At 50.3% G+C, this 16097-nt stretch carries 14 protein-coding genes; 8 read left to right on the forward strand and 6 right to left on the reverse strand.

From position 1 onward, the window contains the following. Positions 1 to 86 precede the first annotated feature (86 nt). Complete coding sequence (gene gyrA, locus KDX31_14455; protein UTW02542.1) at positions 87 to 2732, reverse strand: DNA gyrase subunit A; 2646 nt, start codon at positions 2730 to 2732, stop codon at positions 87 to 89. 244 nt (positions 2733 to 2976) lie between these two features. On the opposite strand from gyrA, the gene ubiG reads away from it, so the two are divergent. The 3 genes from ubiG (at position 2977) to KDX31_14470 (ending at position 5228) form a co-directional block, all read left to right on the forward strand. Beyond that, complete coding sequence (gene ubiG / locus KDX31_14460) at positions 2977 to 3702, forward strand: bifunctional 2-polyprenyl-6-hydroxyphenol methylase/3-demethylubiquinol 3-O-methyltransferase UbiG (GenBank protein UTW02543.1); 726 nt, start codon at positions 2977 to 2979, stop codon at positions 3700 to 3702. Positions 3703 to 3705: 3 nt separating this feature from the next. After that, positions 3706 to 4386: an HAD-IA family hydrolase gene (locus KDX31_14465; GenBank protein ID UTW02544.1), complete on the forward strand. Its 681-nt coding sequence runs from the start codon at positions 3706 to 3708 to the stop codon at positions 4384 to 4386. A 101-nt stretch (positions 4387 to 4487) separates the two neighbouring features. Then, the gene (locus KDX31_14470; GenBank protein ID UTW02545.1) at positions 4488 to 5228 is read left to right on the forward strand and encodes a YciK family oxidoreductase; all 741 of its coding nucleotides are present in this window, start codon (positions 4488 to 4490) and stop codon (positions 5226 to 5228) included. Between the two features lie 56 nt (positions 5229 to 5284). On the opposite strand, the gene rluB is transcribed toward KDX31_14470, so the two are convergent. The 4 genes from rluB to KDX31_14490 form a co-directional block, all read right to left on the reverse strand. Beyond that, a complete protein-coding gene (gene rluB / locus KDX31_14475) occupies positions 5285 to 6130 on the reverse strand; it encodes a 23S rRNA pseudouridine(2605) synthase RluB (protein ID UTW02546.1) in 846 nt (281 codons plus the stop codon). 110 nt (positions 6131 to 6240) lie between these two features. Next, positions 6241 to 6627: an H-NS histone family protein gene (locus KDX31_14480; protein UTW02547.1), complete on the reverse strand. Its 387-nt coding sequence runs from the start codon at positions 6625 to 6627 to the stop codon at positions 6241 to 6243. Between the two features lie 89 nt (positions 6628 to 6716). Beyond that, entirely contained in the window at positions 6717 to 7337 is a 621-nt protein-coding gene (locus KDX31_14485) for a threonylcarbamoyl-AMP synthase (protein UTW02548.1), read from the reverse strand. Positions 7338 to 7386: 49 nt separating this feature from the next. Next, the gene (locus KDX31_14490) at positions 7387 to 8268 is read right to left on the reverse strand and encodes a PHP domain-containing protein (GenBank protein ID UTW02549.1); all 882 of its coding nucleotides are present in this window, start codon (positions 8266 to 8268) and stop codon (positions 7387 to 7389) included. A 39-nt stretch (positions 8269 to 8307) separates the two neighbouring features. Here KDX31_14490 and KDX31_14495 point away from each other — a divergent pair, with 39 nt between their 5' ends. The 4 genes from KDX31_14495 (at position 8308) to KDX31_14510 (ending at position 10465) form a co-directional block, all read left to right on the forward strand. Continuing rightward, positions 8308 to 8865 carry a septation protein A gene (locus tag KDX31_14495; GenBank protein ID UTW02550.1) on the forward strand — a complete coding sequence of 186 codons (558 nt, stop codon included), beginning with the start codon at positions 8308 to 8310 and terminating at the stop codon, positions 8863 to 8865. A 10-nt stretch (positions 8866 to 8875) separates the two neighbouring features. Beyond that, entirely contained in the window at positions 8876 to 9175 is a 300-nt protein-coding gene (locus KDX31_14500) for a YciI family protein (protein UTW02551.1), read from the forward strand. A 116-nt stretch (positions 9176 to 9291) separates the two neighbouring features. Continuing rightward, on the forward strand, positions 9292 to 9912 hold the full coding sequence (locus tag KDX31_14505) for an OmpA family protein (GenBank protein UTW02552.1): 621 nt from the start codon (positions 9292 to 9294) through the stop codon (positions 9910 to 9912). A 196-nt stretch (positions 9913 to 10108) separates the two neighbouring features. Beyond that, the gene (locus tag KDX31_14510) at positions 10109 to 10465 is read left to right on the forward strand and encodes a rhodanese-like domain-containing protein (protein UTW02553.1); all 357 of its coding nucleotides are present in this window, start codon (positions 10109 to 10111) and stop codon (positions 10463 to 10465) included. A 96-nt stretch (positions 10466 to 10561) separates the two neighbouring features. Here the strand turns inward: KDX31_14510 and purL are convergent, their stop codons facing one another. Next, a complete protein-coding gene (gene purL / locus KDX31_14515; protein UTW02554.1) occupies positions 10562 to 14464 on the reverse strand; it encodes a phosphoribosylformylglycinamidine synthase in 3903 nt (1300 codons plus the stop codon). 112 nt (positions 14465 to 14576) lie between these two features. Here purL and mltF point away from each other — a divergent pair, with 112 nt between their 5' ends. Then, on the forward strand, positions 14577 to 16091 hold the full coding sequence (gene mltF, locus KDX31_14520) for a membrane-bound lytic murein transglycosylase MltF (protein ID UTW02555.1): 1515 nt from the start codon (positions 14577 to 14579) through the stop codon (positions 16089 to 16091). Positions 16092 to 16097: the final 6 nt, after the last annotated feature.

The following is a 16097-nucleotide window of genomic DNA, read 5'->3' on the forward strand; positions in this document are numbered from 1 at the left end:
ATGAAACTAATTCTATAAAAAATCAATCCGAGTGGCCTGATACAAAAATGTGCGGCCAGTGCCGCACATTAATTTAGCTGCCATCGTTACTCTTCGATGTCACTGTCAGGCGTTTCAGTAGGTTCGGACGGACTATCATCGCTTGCGACAACCTCACCAACCTCCTCGATGACCCCCTCTTCTCCCAGCGCATCCTCTGACACTTCCGGCTCCTCAATTCGTGCGACACCGACCAGGTTCTCATCCCCGGCAACACGGATAACACGAACTCCCTGAGTATTACGCCCCAGCACTGAAATTTCATCACTACGGGTACGCACCAGAGTGCCCTGATCGCTGATCAGCATCACATCATCGCCTTCAAACATCTGCACAGCGCCAATCAGCGCTCCGTTGCGATCGGTGCACTGCATCGCTATCACACCCTGGCCACCACGACCATAGGTCGGGAAATCCTCGACTGCAGTCTGTTTGCCGTAGCCATTGATACTGGTGGTCAGAATCCGGCCGTTTTCCTGAGGAATAATCAGCGAGATCACCCGGGCATCGCCCTGCAGCTTGATACCACGCACACCACGGGCGGTACGACCCATCGGACGAACATCGTCTTCAGCAAAACGGATCGATTTACCCTGACTGGAGACCAGCATTACCTCAGCGGTACCATCAGTAATTGCCGCACCGATCAGCGTATCCCCCTCATCCAGAGCCAGCGCAATCAGACCAGTAGAGCGTGGACGGGAGAAGTTAACCAGCGGGGTCTTCTTCACCGTACCATCGGCGGTTGCCATAAACACATAGTGCTCATCCGCATACTCATTCACCGGCAGTATTGTGGTGATACGCTCACCCTCCTGCAACGGCAGAATATTAACGATCGGCCGGCCTCTTGCTGCCCGACTGGCTTGCGGAATCTCATATACTTTCAGCCAGTACACTTTACCCAGGTTGGTAAAGCAGAGAATCGTGTCGTGCGTGCTGGCGATCAGCAGCTTCTCGATAAAGTCTTCATCTTTCACTGCTGTTGCAGACTTACCTTTACCTCCGCGACGCTGGGACTGATACATCGTCAGCGGCTGGGTTTTGGCATAACCACCATGAGAAATGGTGACCACCATATCCTCTTCAGCAATCAGGTCAGCCACCGTGAAGTCCTGCTGCGAAGCGATAATATCGGTGCGACGCTCATCGCCGTACTCTTCAACAATCAGTTCAAGCTCTTCGCGAATCACTTCCATCAGCCTTTCCGGGCTGTTCAGAATCGCCAGCAATTCAGCGATACGCTCCAGCAGTTCGCGGTATTCCGCGATCAGCTTATCATGCTCCAGTCCGGTCAGACGGTGCAGTCGTAACTCAAGAATTGCCTGAGCCTGTGCCGGAGACAGGTGATAAACCCCATCATGCATACCATACTGTGCTTCAAGATCTTCCGGACGGCAGGCGTTTTCACCCGCTCGTTCCAGCATCACGGTCACCTCACCGGGCTGCCATGGGGCTCCGATCAACCGTTCCTTCGCTTCCGCCGGCGTCGGAGAGCTCTTGATCATCTCAATAACCGCGTCGATATTGGCCAGCGCAATCGCCAGACCTTCCAGAATATGCCCCCGCTCACGCGCTTTGCGCAGCAGATAAACGGTACGCCGGGTAACCACTTCACGACGGTGACGAATAAAGCATTCCAGTATCGACTTCAGATCCAGTGTACGCGGCTGTCCGTCAACCAGCGCCACCATGTTGATACCGAAAACGTTCTGCAGTTGAGTCTGAATAAAGAGATTGTTGACAACAACGTCAGACACTTCACCTTTGCGCAGTTCAACAACGATACGCATACCATCCTTATCGGATTCGTCACGCAGCTCAGTAATCCCTTCGAGCTTCTTCTCCTTAACCAGCTCAGCGATCTTTTCGATCAGTCGGGCTTTGTTAACCTGATAAGGAATCTCAGTAAAGATAATCGACTCTTTACCATTTTTATCATTGGTCTCGATATGGTGCTTAGCGCGCAGATAGATCCGTCCACGACCGGTCTGGTAAGCCTGCAGAATACCCGCACGGCCATTGATAATAGCTCCGGTCGGGAAGTCGGGTGCCGGGATATACTCCATAAGACCGTCGATACCGAGGTCCGGATTGTCAATCAGTGCGATACAACCACGCACGATCTCACCCAGGTTATGGGGCGGAATATTAGTCGCCATACCAACGGCAATACCGGCAGAACCATTCACCAGCAGCGTCGGCACCTTAGTCGGCAACACTTCCGGAATCTGTTCCGTGCCATCATAGTTAGGCACAAAATCAACGGTTTCTTTATCGAGATCAGCCAGCAGCTCGTGTGAGATCTTCGCCATGCGGATCTCGGTATAACGCATCGCTGCAGCCGAATCACCATCGACTGAGCCGAAGTTGCCCTGACCGTCGACCAGCATATAGCGCATCGAGAACGGCTGAGCCATCCGTACGATGGTGTCGTAAACCGCACTATCACCATGGGGGTGATATTTACCGATTACGTCACCTACCACACGGGCAGATTTTTTATACGCCTTATTCCAGTCGTTGCCCAGTTCGCTCATAGCGAACAGCACCCGACGGTGTACTGGCTTAAGTCCATCCCGTACGTCTGGTAACGCACGACCCACGATTACGCTCATGGCGTAATCCAGATATGACTGCTTCAGTTCATCTTCGATGTTAACTGGCAGAATCTCTCTGGCTAAATCACCCATAATAGCTCTGGCTATCCTTGAATCTGACTGCTGAGAATTAAGTGGTTAAACCCACCCTGAAAGCGGTAAACCTTAAGCCCGCGAGTATACCATAAAGAAATGGTAATATTCTCGCAAAATTAAGGCCTTGGACACCTGAATCAGGGTTATCAACAGGAACCCGTCAGACAGCCTGTATTCGCCCCTGCAGCGGTGCTAGAATGGCGCTGAATTTTCATCAGATACTAGCCTTTGGCGGCACATTATGACCGATACACAAAGCAACACCGGCGCAAATATCGATCCCCAGGAAATTGCTAAATTTGAGGAACTGGCGAGCCGCTGGTGGGACCGTGAAAGTGAGTTCAAACCCTTGCATGATATCAACCCATTACGGGTGGACTTCATTGATCGCATCGCCTCACTGAACGGCAAGACTGTGCTGGATGTAGGCTGTGGCGGCGGCATCTTATCAGAAGCGATGGCACACCGTGGCGCCGACGTTAGCGGCATCGATATGGGCGAAGCTCCCCTTAAAGTCGCTAAGCTGCATGGCCTTGAAAGCGGTGTAAATGTATCTTACCGCCAGGTCACCGTAGAACAGCTGGCGACCGAGCAGCCACAGAGTTTCGATATCGTCACCTGCATGGAGATGATGGAGCATGTGCCTGACCCCTCCTCAATTGTTGACGCCTGCAGTCAGTTAGTAAAACCTGGTGGCTATGTATTTTTCTCGACTCTGAACCGCAATCCTAAAAGCTATCTGATGGCCATTGTCGGAGCTGAGCACCTGTTAAAGCTTGTGCCCAAAGGCACCCACGACTTCAATAAGTTTATCCGCCCTTCAGAGCTGGCCAACTGGATACGCCAGAGTGGCCTGCAAAGCGAAAAGATAACCGGCCTGACCTATAACCCACTGACCAAAATTTACAAACTTAACGACCGGGATGTTGATGTAAACTATATGGTCGCTACCCGGAAACCTGACTGAACAATGATCTCCTCTCTGCCAGAAGCCGTACTGTTCGATCTGGACGGCACACTGCTCGATACCGCACCTGATTTTCACTTTGTGATTAATCAGCTTCTGGCCGAACAGAAGCACCCCTCCGTCAACTATGATTTCATCAGAGGCTATGTTTCCAACGGAGCCCGGGCGATGGTCTGTGCAGCACTCCGGATCGAAGAAAACTCTGCCGGGTTTGATCAGCTTCACCAGCGGATGCTGGAGCTCTACCTACAACACCTTGACGTTGACACAAAACCATTTCCGGGCATACAAAACCTGCTTAACTGGTTGGGAGATAAAGAAATTCCCTGGGGCATCGTCACCAACAAACCGGAGTGTTACACCACGCCGGTGATGCAGGGGCTGAACCTACTACCGGCCGCAGGCACCGTGATCTGTCCCGATCATGTACGCGAGAAAAAGCCCCACCCCGAAGCCCTGTTTCTGGCCTGCAAAGAACTTGGAACAGCACCAGAACGCAGCGTTTATATCGGCGACCATCGCAGAGATATTGAAGCCGGCCTCAATGCTGGCATGCAGACCATTGCCGTCAGTTACGGCTATCTTGATGAAGACGAGAATATCGATAGCTGGAACAGCCATTACCGGGTAGATCACGCCAGCGAGATCCGTCCAATTTTAGAAACCCTTTATTGCAATCGCTAAGAAAACCGCTTGAACTGGCCCGGGCGTCTCTACCACTGTGAACTGCAGACAGAACACCGGACCGGCCAATACCCTCTTAGCCATCAGACACAGGAGCTGTTATGTACGAATATCAGGCACCGGAAAGTTTACTGCAGGACAAAATTATTCTGGTTACCGGAGCGGGTAGCGGAATCGGACGGGCAGCTGCCCTTAGCTATGCCGCCCACGGTGCCACAGTTATCCTGCTGGGTCGTACCGAAGAAAAACTGGATGCGGTATACGATGAGATAGAAGCCGCCGGCTACCCTCAGGCCGCCATCATCACACTCAACCTGGAAACGGCTGGCGAAACCGACTTTGATAACCTGGCAGCCACACTGGAACAGGAGTTTGGCAGAATTGATGGCATCTTACATAATGCCGGAATACTTGGTACACGCACCCCGATCGAGAGCTACGACCCAATCATCTGGCAACAGGTGATGCAGGTTAACGTCAACAGTACATTTATGCTGACTCAGGCACTGCTGTCGCTGACAAACGACTCAGAGGATGCCTCCATCATCTTCACCACTTCCGGAGTAGGCCGGACAGGCAAAGCATTCTGGGGCGCTTATGCAGTCTCTAAGTTCGCGACTGAAGGATTGATGCAGGTGCTCGCCGATGAACTGGAGCACAATCCGAACATCCGCGTCAACGCAATCAATCCGGGCGCGACCCGTACCGACATGAGAGCCAATGCCTATCCGGCAGAAAATCCGGAAAACAACCCGACCCCGGAAGAGATAATGCCCCTCTACCTCTTCCTGATGGGCCGCGACAGCCGGTCTGTCAACGGCCAGTCGCTGAACGCTCAATAAACGCCAGACAACCCATTATCCATAAAAAAACGCAGCCTTAATAGCTGCGTTTTTTATTATCGTTCAGAGCGCTTCGGCCCGACAGAGCGGCGCGTTTTCTGCCGTTTAGCCCGCCGCTCAGCGACATCTTTCTCTTTAACCGATAGCGGCTTGTTATGCTTCTGCTTCATATCCATCATACTGGAAAGCATATTAATCTCCTTCTGAGACAACTCCTTCCAGTGTCCGGCTTTTACCTCACTAGGCAGAAAGAAGGGTCCATAACGGACACGCTTCAAGCGGCTTACCTGAACCTCCTGAGATTCCCACAGACGCCGAACTTCGCGATTACGCCCCTCCATAATACAGACGTGATACCACTTGTTGGCACCTTCACCATTGAAGAACTGTACATCCGTAAAACGGGCCATGCCATCATCCAGCAGGACCCCTTTTTTCAGCCGCGCAATCATCGCCTCATCAACCTCTCCGAGAATACGTACCGCATACTCCCGATCGATATTCGCAGAGGGGTGCATCAGGTTGTTTGCCAGCTCACCATCCGTTGTGAACAGCAACAAACCCGAAGTATTGATATCCAACCGTCCTACCGCGATCCAGCGCCCCTGCTTTAAGGGCGGCAAATGATCAAACACTGTAGGACGCCCTTCCGGGTCATGCCGGGTAGCAACCTCGCCTAACGGTTTATTATAAATAAGCACCCGGCGCTCGCTATCACGATCAAACACCATTTTCTGGGCCTGCCCGTCAACCTCTACTTCATCCCGAACCGAGATTCTGTCGCCGAGCGTTGCAACCTGACCATTAACCAAAATACGGCCAGCTTCAATCCAACGTTCCATCTCACGACGTGAACCCAATCCGGAACGCGCCAAAACTTTCTGAAGTTTTTCGTCTATCACCGACGCTTCCTCACATTAAGAAACCCGTATTCAGGCTTCTGATAAAAATAAACAAAAAAAGCTCCTCGGCGCAGCGCCGAAGAGCTTTTAATAATAACGGAAATGACTAATTAAATTAAGAAGTCTTCTTTCGTTTTGCCTTTGGCAAATTCAGCCTGAAAAACTGCAGGAGTGCGACCACGGCCAGACCACTGATGCACGTCACCGTTTTCATCAGTTATCTGATACTTAGGCGCTACCTTTTTCTTAACCGGAGCATCAACCAGAGTCATCAAATCATCCAGACCGATACCGGCTTCCTGCATACTCTGCTTAATTGCTTCAATTTTTTCTGCTCGTTCACGCTCAACTGCAAGCAACTCTTCTTCCTGCGCCTGCTTCTCTTCCAGAATCTCAGTCAGATCAACAATTGCTTTTTCAATATCAGCACTGGAAAGTTCCTGACACTGTTTACGCAGCGAGTTTTTACGGGTAAGAAGTTTTACAAAGTCGGTCATTATAAATCACCAATGAAAATAAATTTGGAAACAGGAATGAATTATTGAATAAGTATTACTTTTTTTCAATAAAAACTTATTACGTCTATTTATTCAAATGCTGAAACATCACCTGCACCGTGACGAATAACAACAGGAGCATCATCCACTAAATTAATTACCGTGGTAGCTTCCATTCCGCAATAGCCGCCGTCAATGACAAGATCAACCTCATGCTGCAAAAGATCGCGTATTTCATACGGGTCAATCAGAGGAAGCTCCTCGCCCGGCATAATAAGAGATGTACTCATGATAGGCTCGCCTAACGCTTCCATCAGTTGCAAAGCAATATTGTTTTGCGGAATTCTCAGGCCGATAGTACGCCTTTTCGGATGCAATAAACGACGCGGCACTTCCGTAGTCGCATTTAAAATAAATGTATAAGCGCCCGGGGTCATGTATTTTAACAAACGATAAACCGAATTATTCACCTTAGCATAGGTACCAATCTCAGAAAGATCACGGCACACCAGAGTAAAGTTATGTTTATCATCCAGTTTGCGGATGCGCTTAATCTTCTCGACGGCCGATTTATCACCCAAATGGCAGCCCAACGCATAAGCACAATCGGTAGGATAAACAATTACCCCCCCTTTTCTTATAATTTCAACAGCCTGACTGATCAGGCGCGACTGGGGATTATCAGGATGGATCTGAAAAAGCTGGCTCACAGGAAAACCTTCTACAAAAATTATTAAATCTATTTTACTGAAAACTCACTTAATGCTGAAGCAATTTAGAAAGCACATGAGGGTTATTACTACTATATCGTGGATATTTTCCAATTCCAGTCCAGTGAAACTTAATTTTATGGAAATCACTACCCGCTGACACCAGCATTTTATGTTTTGAGGCGAGCTTATCCAGCTGCAACAAATGACCGGACTCAACTCCTGGATAACTTATTTCAAGCGCATCCCCGCCCTGTTCAGAAAAACCATCCACCAGCAACCTTACCTTCGTAAAGGTCATATTATATTTTGTCGGATGCGCCAGTACCGCAACACCTCCGGCCTGATGAATAATATCTATTGCCTGCTCCATCGTTGGCCAGTCAACTTTTACATCGCCAATCTTTCCAGCCCCTAAATAACGGTTAAATGCCTGCACCTCATTATTAACAACACCCGCCTCCACCATAGCTACAGCAAAATGGGGCCGGCCAATCTGTCCACCTCCTGCCAATTTCAACGCCCGGGGCAGCAGATCCGGAATATTACGCTTACACAGCCTTTCTGAAATCAATTGCGCCCGAAGCAAGCGCAGTTCATCAAGCTTTTTCAGGTAGTCTCCCAGAACCGGATTAGTTTCATCAAAGCCCAGACCTACGATATGCACCATATTCCGCCCCCACTGGCAGGTCAGCTCGACGCCTGAAACAACCTGCATCCCGTTAGCCTCTGCTTCGGCGGCGGCACGCAGCTCCCCGATTCCGGCCACCGTATCGTGATCAGTAATCGTAAATACGGCAACTCCGGCCTCAGCGGCCCCTTTAAGCAGTTGCGCTGGGGTTAACTCGCCATCGGAGTAGCAGGAATGACAATGAAGATCACTGAAAGGCAATTCCTCACAGGATTCGGGTTTATAACTTAACTGGCTCACTCTATAATCGATCCACTTGCTAACCAAAAAAATGTTGTTATGAAACTACTTCTGGATTTTCTACCGGTCATTATCTTCTTTATTGTCTATAAAAGCACCGACGATATCATTCTGGCCACTGCGGTGCTGATTCCGGCAACCCTGTTACAGATGCTCTACACCTGGATCAAGACCCATAAAATAGAGATGATTCAACTGGTCACACTTGGATTAGTGGTAATACTGGGCGGGGCTACAATCCTGTTTCAGGATAAAACCTTTATTCAGTGGAAACCAACCGTCGTAACATGGCTGTTTGCTCTGGCCTTTCTGGGAAGTCAGTTTATCGGTAACAAAACCATCATCCAGCGCCTGATGGACGGCACAATTGAGATGCCATCCCAGGCCTGGAAGCAGCTGAACATTGCCTGGATCATCTTCTATCTTATTCTCGGCGCTGTAAACCTGTACGTCGCCTATACTATGAGCGAGGAGACTTGGGTTAATTTCAAATTGTTCGGCATGCTCGGCCTGACACTGATCTTCATTCTGCTGCAAGGTTTTTATATATCTAAGCATATTAAGCCTGACAATAACGAGAACCAAAGCGAAAATTAAGGATGTCATAATGCTTTACGCCATTATCTGCGAAGATGAACCCGGGACACTTGAACAACGCATGGCGGCCAGACCCGACCACCTGGCCCGCCTTGAAGCGCTGCGCGATGCAGGCCGACTTCTGGTTGCCGGACCTCATCCAGCCATTGATAGCGAAGACCCGGGCCCTGCTGGTTTCACTGGTAGCCTGGTCATCGCTGAATTCACATCTTTGCCGCAGGCGCAGTCCTGGGCAGATCAGGATCCCTATAAAAAAGCAGGGGTTTATCGACAGGTGACGGTAAAACCATACAAAAAAGTTTTACCATAATGTCGCTTTTTAGGCTTAAATACAGATAATAACAACACACTGTTTAACTTAGGTTCAGGTTGAACTGGTATAAATAGCCAACTAAAGTTCAAAATTACAACATAAGGATGTATACGATGAAGAAACTTGCACTTTCTACCGCTCTGGCACTGTCAATGGGAATTTCAGCGGTCGCTAACGCTCACCCAACCAACGCCGGTTATGCTACCAACTCAACCGACACCGTCTGGAAAACCAGTAACGGCGAATGCTGGGAACACAACTACTGGACTGAAGATGACATGACCGTTGAGTGTGGCGCAGAAATGGCCCCTGTTGCAGCACCTGCTCCAGCACCAGCACCAGCACCAACAATGGTTATGAAGATGGTTGAGGCTCAAGAGAGTCACGTTATTTACTTCGACTTCGACAGCAGCGAAGTAACTGATGTCAGCCCTATCGTAAACTACGTTGGTTCACTGGCTAAACTAAACTCTATCGAACTGAAAGGTTACACCGACTCTATCGGCACCAACGCCTATAACGATGCTCTATCCAAACGTCGCGCCGAAGCAGTCAATGCTGCTCTGGTTGACGCCGGTATCGAAACAGACAAGGTTGTTTCTTACTCCTTCGGTGAAGCAAACCCTGTTAAAGAATGCACCGAAACAGGCGCTTCCCTTAAGGCATGCCTGAGAGAAAACCGCCGCGTAGAAGTCACTATCAGCGGTCAGAAGCAGATCAAAGTTCAGCAATAATTTGAACTGACATCAGGGCTTTAGCTGCTTTAGAGCGGTAAAGCCTACTTTAAACCGGTTGCCGCTATATTCTATACTGCGGTTAACCGGTTTTTTTATCCCTGCTAACGACAGATACTATGAACAACATGACCCGGCCTGTTAATCAACAGCTAAAAAGCTGTTCCGTGAATCAGATACCACTCACTGTACGCTGATGGCTATCAAGACAGGCATATCCGGATGGTTCAGCTGGCTTCCCTTTGGTCAGGTGCCCTCAATCACAGCCGCATATGCGGTTCGGGATTTGCAACAGTACCAGCTTATTGATGTCCGCACGCGACAGGAATTTAACAAAAGCCATATCCCCGGCGCCATATCAATCCCGCTTCACAACCTCAAAAATAACCGGATTAACGAACTGCCCACGGACAAACCAATTCTCTGCATTTGTCTCTCGGCTCATCGCAGCAAACCTGCGACCCGTAAGCTCATTAAGGCAGGCTTCAATGCCATGGAATTAAAAGGCGGTATGCTGGCATGGTGGAAACTTAACCTTCCGTTGGAAAATTAACACCATCGACAGACTGCAGCTAAATGACAAAAATTACTTTTCTTTAGCCGTAAAATTAAAAAAGCGCCCGAAGGCGCTTTAGTTTTACTTTACTGACTAGCCTACCCAGACCCGGGCATTACGGAACATCCGCATCCAGGCGCCATCCTCTTCCCATTCAGCCGGAGCCCAGCTGTTTGTCACGGCACGGAACACCCGCTCAGGGTGCGGCATCATAATAGTCACACGACCATCGGTCGTTGTAACACCGGTAATACCGTTTGGCGAACCGTTCGGGTTGGCAGGATATTTTTCTGTTACCTGACCATAGTTATCCACATAACGTAGCGCCACAGCACCAGACCCCTGCAGATTTGTCAGATGGGTCTGATCGGCAAACTCTGCCCGACCTTCACCATGCGCAACAGCGATCGGCATCCGCGAGCCCGCCATCCCCTGCAGGAATACTGACTGGCTATCCTGTACTTCAACCATGGCTACACGGGCTTCAAACTGCTCCGACATATTGCGAACAAAGTGCGGCCAGAGATCGGCACCAGGGATGAGTTCATGCAGGTTAGACAGCATCTGACAGCCGTTACAGATACCCAGCGCGAAAGTATCTTCCCGATTAAAGAAGCCCTGGAACTGATCCCGAGCACGGGCGTTGAAAAGAATGGATTTAGCCCAGCCTTCACCGGCTCCCAGCACGTCACCATAAGAGAAACCACCACAGGCTACCAGACCTTTAAAGCGATCCAGATCTACCCTGCCTTCGAGAATATCACTCATATGCACATCGACAGCAGCAAAACCGGCCCGATCAAATGCGGCCCCCATTTCAATCTGACCGTTAACACCCTGCTCGCGGATAATTGCCATCTGCGGGCGCACACCGGTCTGGATAAAGGGCGCAGCCACATTATCATTCTGATCAAAGGTCAGCGCGGCACTGAGCCCGGGATCCTGCTTGTCCAGCAGTACGTCGAACTCCTGCTGTGCACATTCAGAGTTATCCCGCAGGGATTGCATACGGTATGACGTTTCCGCCCAGGCACGTTGCAGTGTGGTGCGAGATTCAGAGTAAATCTCTTCGTCATCAAAATGAACACGCAGCTCATCGTCCAGATTGACCGAACCGATCACCTTGGTAATCTCTGCCAGACCGGCTGCATTCAATTCAGTCAGTACACTCTGAATATCTTCTCGTCGGACCTGAATAACCGCACCCAACTCCTCAGCAAACAGAGCGGCCGCAAATTCAGTGCTATCGGTTGCCAGCATATCCAGATTGATATCGACACCGGTATGTCCGGCAAACGCCATCTCTGCAATGGTAGTGAACAAACCACCATCTGAACGATCATGGTACGCCAGCAACAGACCCTGCTCATTCAGCTCCTGTATCGCAGTAAAGAAAGCCACCAACTGCTCAGGATCATCAACATCGGGAACATCCTGCCCCACCTCGTTGAACACCTGAGCCAGCGCAGAAAGACCCAGACGGTTTTTCCCGTTACCCAGATCCAGCAGGATCAGGTCAGTCGCTTCAATATCAGTTCGCAGTTGCGGCGTAAGTGTCTTACGCACATCCAATACCGGTGCAAAACCGGTAATAATCAGAGAGGTCGGGGCGGTAACTGACTTATCCACACCCTCATCATTCCATACTGTACGCATCGACATGGAATCCTTGCCCACCGGGATAGTGATCCCCAGTTGTGGACACAGCTCCATACCCACCGCTTTAACGGTGTCATATAATTTCTCATCTTCCCCCGGGTGGCCTGCGGCACACATCCAGTTGGCTGAGAGTTTGATATCGATAATATCGCCGATCCGGGCTGATGCCAGGTTAGTTACGGTTTCGCCCACTGCCATCCGGCCAGAAGCGGGAGAATCGACCAGCGCCAGCGGTGTGCGCTCGCCCATCGCCATCGCTTCACCGGCACAGGTATCAAACGATGCCGTCGTTACAGCACAGTCAGCCACCGGCACCTGCCAGGGTCCAACCATCTGATCACGGGCAACCTGACCGGTAATCGAACGATCACCAATGGTAATCAGGAACGATTTTGAAGCAACAGCAGGCAGCTTAAGAACTCTATCAGCAGCCTCTTTCAGATCGATACCGCTGGCATCAAAAGCAGGGACTTCATAGCTGATGCGGTTAACCGACCGGTGCATTTTTGGCGGCTTACCAAACAGTACGCTCATCGGCAGATCGACCGGCTTATTACCAAAATGGGAATCACTCAAGGTCAGATGCTTCTCATCGGTTGCCGTACCAACAATCGCATATGGACAACGCTCACGGGCACAGATAGCTTCAAAGCGCGCCATATCCTCTGGCATAACAGCAAGCACATAACGCTCCTGTGCTTCGTTACACCAGATTGCCAGCGGAGACATGCCCGGCTCATCATTATTGACTTTACGCAGCTCGAAATCACCACCACGGCCGCCATCCTTAACCAGTTCAGGGAAAGCGTTGGACAGACCACCGGCCCCCACATCATGGATAAAGGCGATTGGATTCACGTCACCCTGCTGCCAGCACTGATCAATAACCTCCTGACAGCGACGTTCCAGCTCGGGGTTATCCCGCTGTACCGATGCAAAATCAAGATCAGCTGATGAGGTACCGGAAGACATCGAAGAGGCTGCACCGCCACCCAGACCAATCTGCATAGCCGGACCACCGAGGCAGATCAGCTTAGCGCCCACCTCAATCTCACCTTTATCTACGTGATCGGTGCGGATGTTGCCATAACCACCGGCGATCATGATCGGCTTGTGATAACCACGCATCTCTTCACCCGCCGCACCGTTAACCTTCTGCTCAAAGGTACGGAAATAGCCATTCAGCGCCGGACGACCAAATTCGTTATTGAACGCCGCTCCGCCGATCGGACCTTCCAGCATAATATCCAGTGCAGACACGATCCGCTCAGGTTTGCCATATGCCGATTCCCACGGCTGAACAAAGCCAGGAATTTTAAGATCGGAAACGGTAAAGCCGGTCAGGCCCGCTTTTGGTTTAGAGCCTTTACCGGTCGCACCCTCGTCACGGATCTCACCACCGGATCCCGTCGCCGCACCCGAGTGGGGAGCAATCGCAGTAGGGTGGTTATGAGTCTCCACCTTCATCAGGATCTCGATACTCTCCTGATTGTAAGCGTACTCTTTGGTGGCAGGATTGGGGAAGAAACGCCCCGCCTCAGAGCCCACCATTACCGCGGCATTATCAGAATAAGCAGAGAGAATATTCTCACCGCCCAGCTCATTGGTATTGCGGATCATGGCAAACAGCGATTTTTCCTGCGCGTCACCATCAATATCCCAGGACGCATTGAAGATCTTGTGTCGACAGTGCTCAGAGTTCGCCTGAGCAAACATCATCAGCTCCACATCCGCCGGATTACGCCCCAGTTCGGTAAAGCTATCGACCAGATAATCGATCTCATCGTCTGCCAGGGCCAGCCCCAGATCCGTATTTGCGGTTACCAGCGCATCACGACCACCGGCCAGAATATCCACCAGTGTCAGTGGTGCTGGCTGATCAGCTCGGAACAGCTGCGCTGCCTCATCCACATTATCAAGGGTTGCCTCAACCATGCGGTCATGCAGTTCAGCGCGAACCTGATCCAGCTCAGCATCGCTCAGCGGTTGCTCTGACTGCACAAAATAGGCAGTCCCGCGTTCCAGACGACGGATGCTCTGCAAGCCACAGTTTCTGGCTATATCGGTCGCTTTAGACGACCAGGGAGAAATAGTGCCCGGACGGGGCACAACTAAAATCAATTGACCTGAAGGCTCTTCCACTTTAGCTTTAGGGCCGTAGCAAAGGATACGCTCCAGCGTGTTATGCTCCTGATCAGAAAGGTTATTTTCCAAATCAGCGAAATGAATAAACTCACCATAAACACCGGTGATATTGGCATTTCGGGATTTCAGGGCAGACAGCAGCTTATCGTGACGAAAAGCAGAAAGAGCAGGCGCTCCACGCAGTACCAGCATGTTAGTTTCAAGCCTCTTGAGTGTGTCTAACAGATAGGTTGTATGTAGGAGAAAATTAAGGCCAAATTTTACTGAAATAGCGGATTAGTTACCAGAAAAAGCCCATTTTCTTATGCGAATAAATTTTTTTCACGTTAAAGACCTACTTTTCCTGCTGATTTCAGTGTCACTGTTTATCGCTTTGTATCTTTTCAGCCAGAGTACTCACAGCCAGATTGATGCCATCAAAAAAACCGGCATACTCAGGGTCGCCACCCGCAATACCCCCACGACCTACTATCAGGACAATAACGGCAACCCCACGGGCTTTGAATATGAACTGCTGAAGGGTTTCGCCGATTACCTGGAAGTCGAACTTGAGCTTATCGTCCCGGATACCTTCGGCGAGGTATTTACCCTGGTGCAAAATCGCAGCGCCCATATTGCCGCCGCCGGACTTACCATAACCGACGAGCGTAAACAGCGTTTTCGTTTCTCCCCCCCTTACGCTTATTCAACACCAACCCTGATCTACCGCGTCACTCAGGGAAAACCTGAGCCGAAAAGCATCGCGGATCTTGAAAACAAAAATATCAAGGTAGTTGCCAATAGCAGCCATGCGGAGCTACTCAGCAACCAGAAACTGACATACAGTTTCCTTAAATGGCAGGAAACATCCACCAGTAGCGTCACGGAACTGCTTGAAGATGTATATGAACAGGAGATCGACTACACCATCAGTGATGATTTTGTCTTCGACGCACAGAAATCCTACTTTCCGGGTCTGAAGAAATCACTGGTCCTCAGCAAACCAGCGCCAGTAGCCTGGCTTTTAATAAAACAGAATGATCAGAGTCTGCAACGCGCGACCAGACGTTTTTTTGAACTGCCCAGCACTCAGGAACTACTGGTTAAGCTAAAAAAGAAATATCTGGCCCGACAAACCCGTCTCGGTTATGTCGATATAGAAACGTTTCGATCCGATCTGGAGACACGCTTCTGTAAACTAGAGCAATATTTCATGATGGCAGAACAGGAGACCGATATCGACTGGCGGCTGTTGGCATCGATCGCCTATCAGGAGTCTCACTGGAACCCTAAAGCCGTATCCCCGACCGGCGTGAAGGGCATTATGATGCTGACACAGGCGGCCGCTAAAGAGGTGGGTATAAAAGATCGTACCGATCCGATAAACAGCGTAATAGGCGGAGCCCACTACCTGAAAAAAGTGATGGCAAAAATCCCTGACAGAATTCAGGGAAAAGACCGGATCTGGTTTTCCCTGGCCTCCTATAATGTCGGTTATGGACATCTTGAAGATGCCCGCGTACTGACCGCCCGAGCAGGCAGAAACCCTGACAAATGGAGTGATGTAAAAGAGTTTCTGCCGCTGCTGACCCAGAAAAAATATTATCAGACAGTGCGTCACGGATATGCCCGGGGCTACGAGCCTGTGCTCTATGTTAAAAACATCCGCAACTACTACGACCTGCTTGACTGGGAACTTCGCAAAGCCAAGATCGAAGCGGCAAAACCCGCGATAAGTCCGGCAGAAAATGAGGGGGAAATTGTTATGCCGGGTAACAGCCTTGATAGAGGTGAAGCGGCGGTAAAAGAGATGATTGACACAATTCCTTCAGCCCTCTGACCATCA

This window comes from Amphritea atlantica (assembly GCA_024397875.1).
GTDB lineage: Bacteria > Pseudomonadota > Gammaproteobacteria > Pseudomonadales > Balneatricaceae > Amphritea > Amphritea atlantica_B.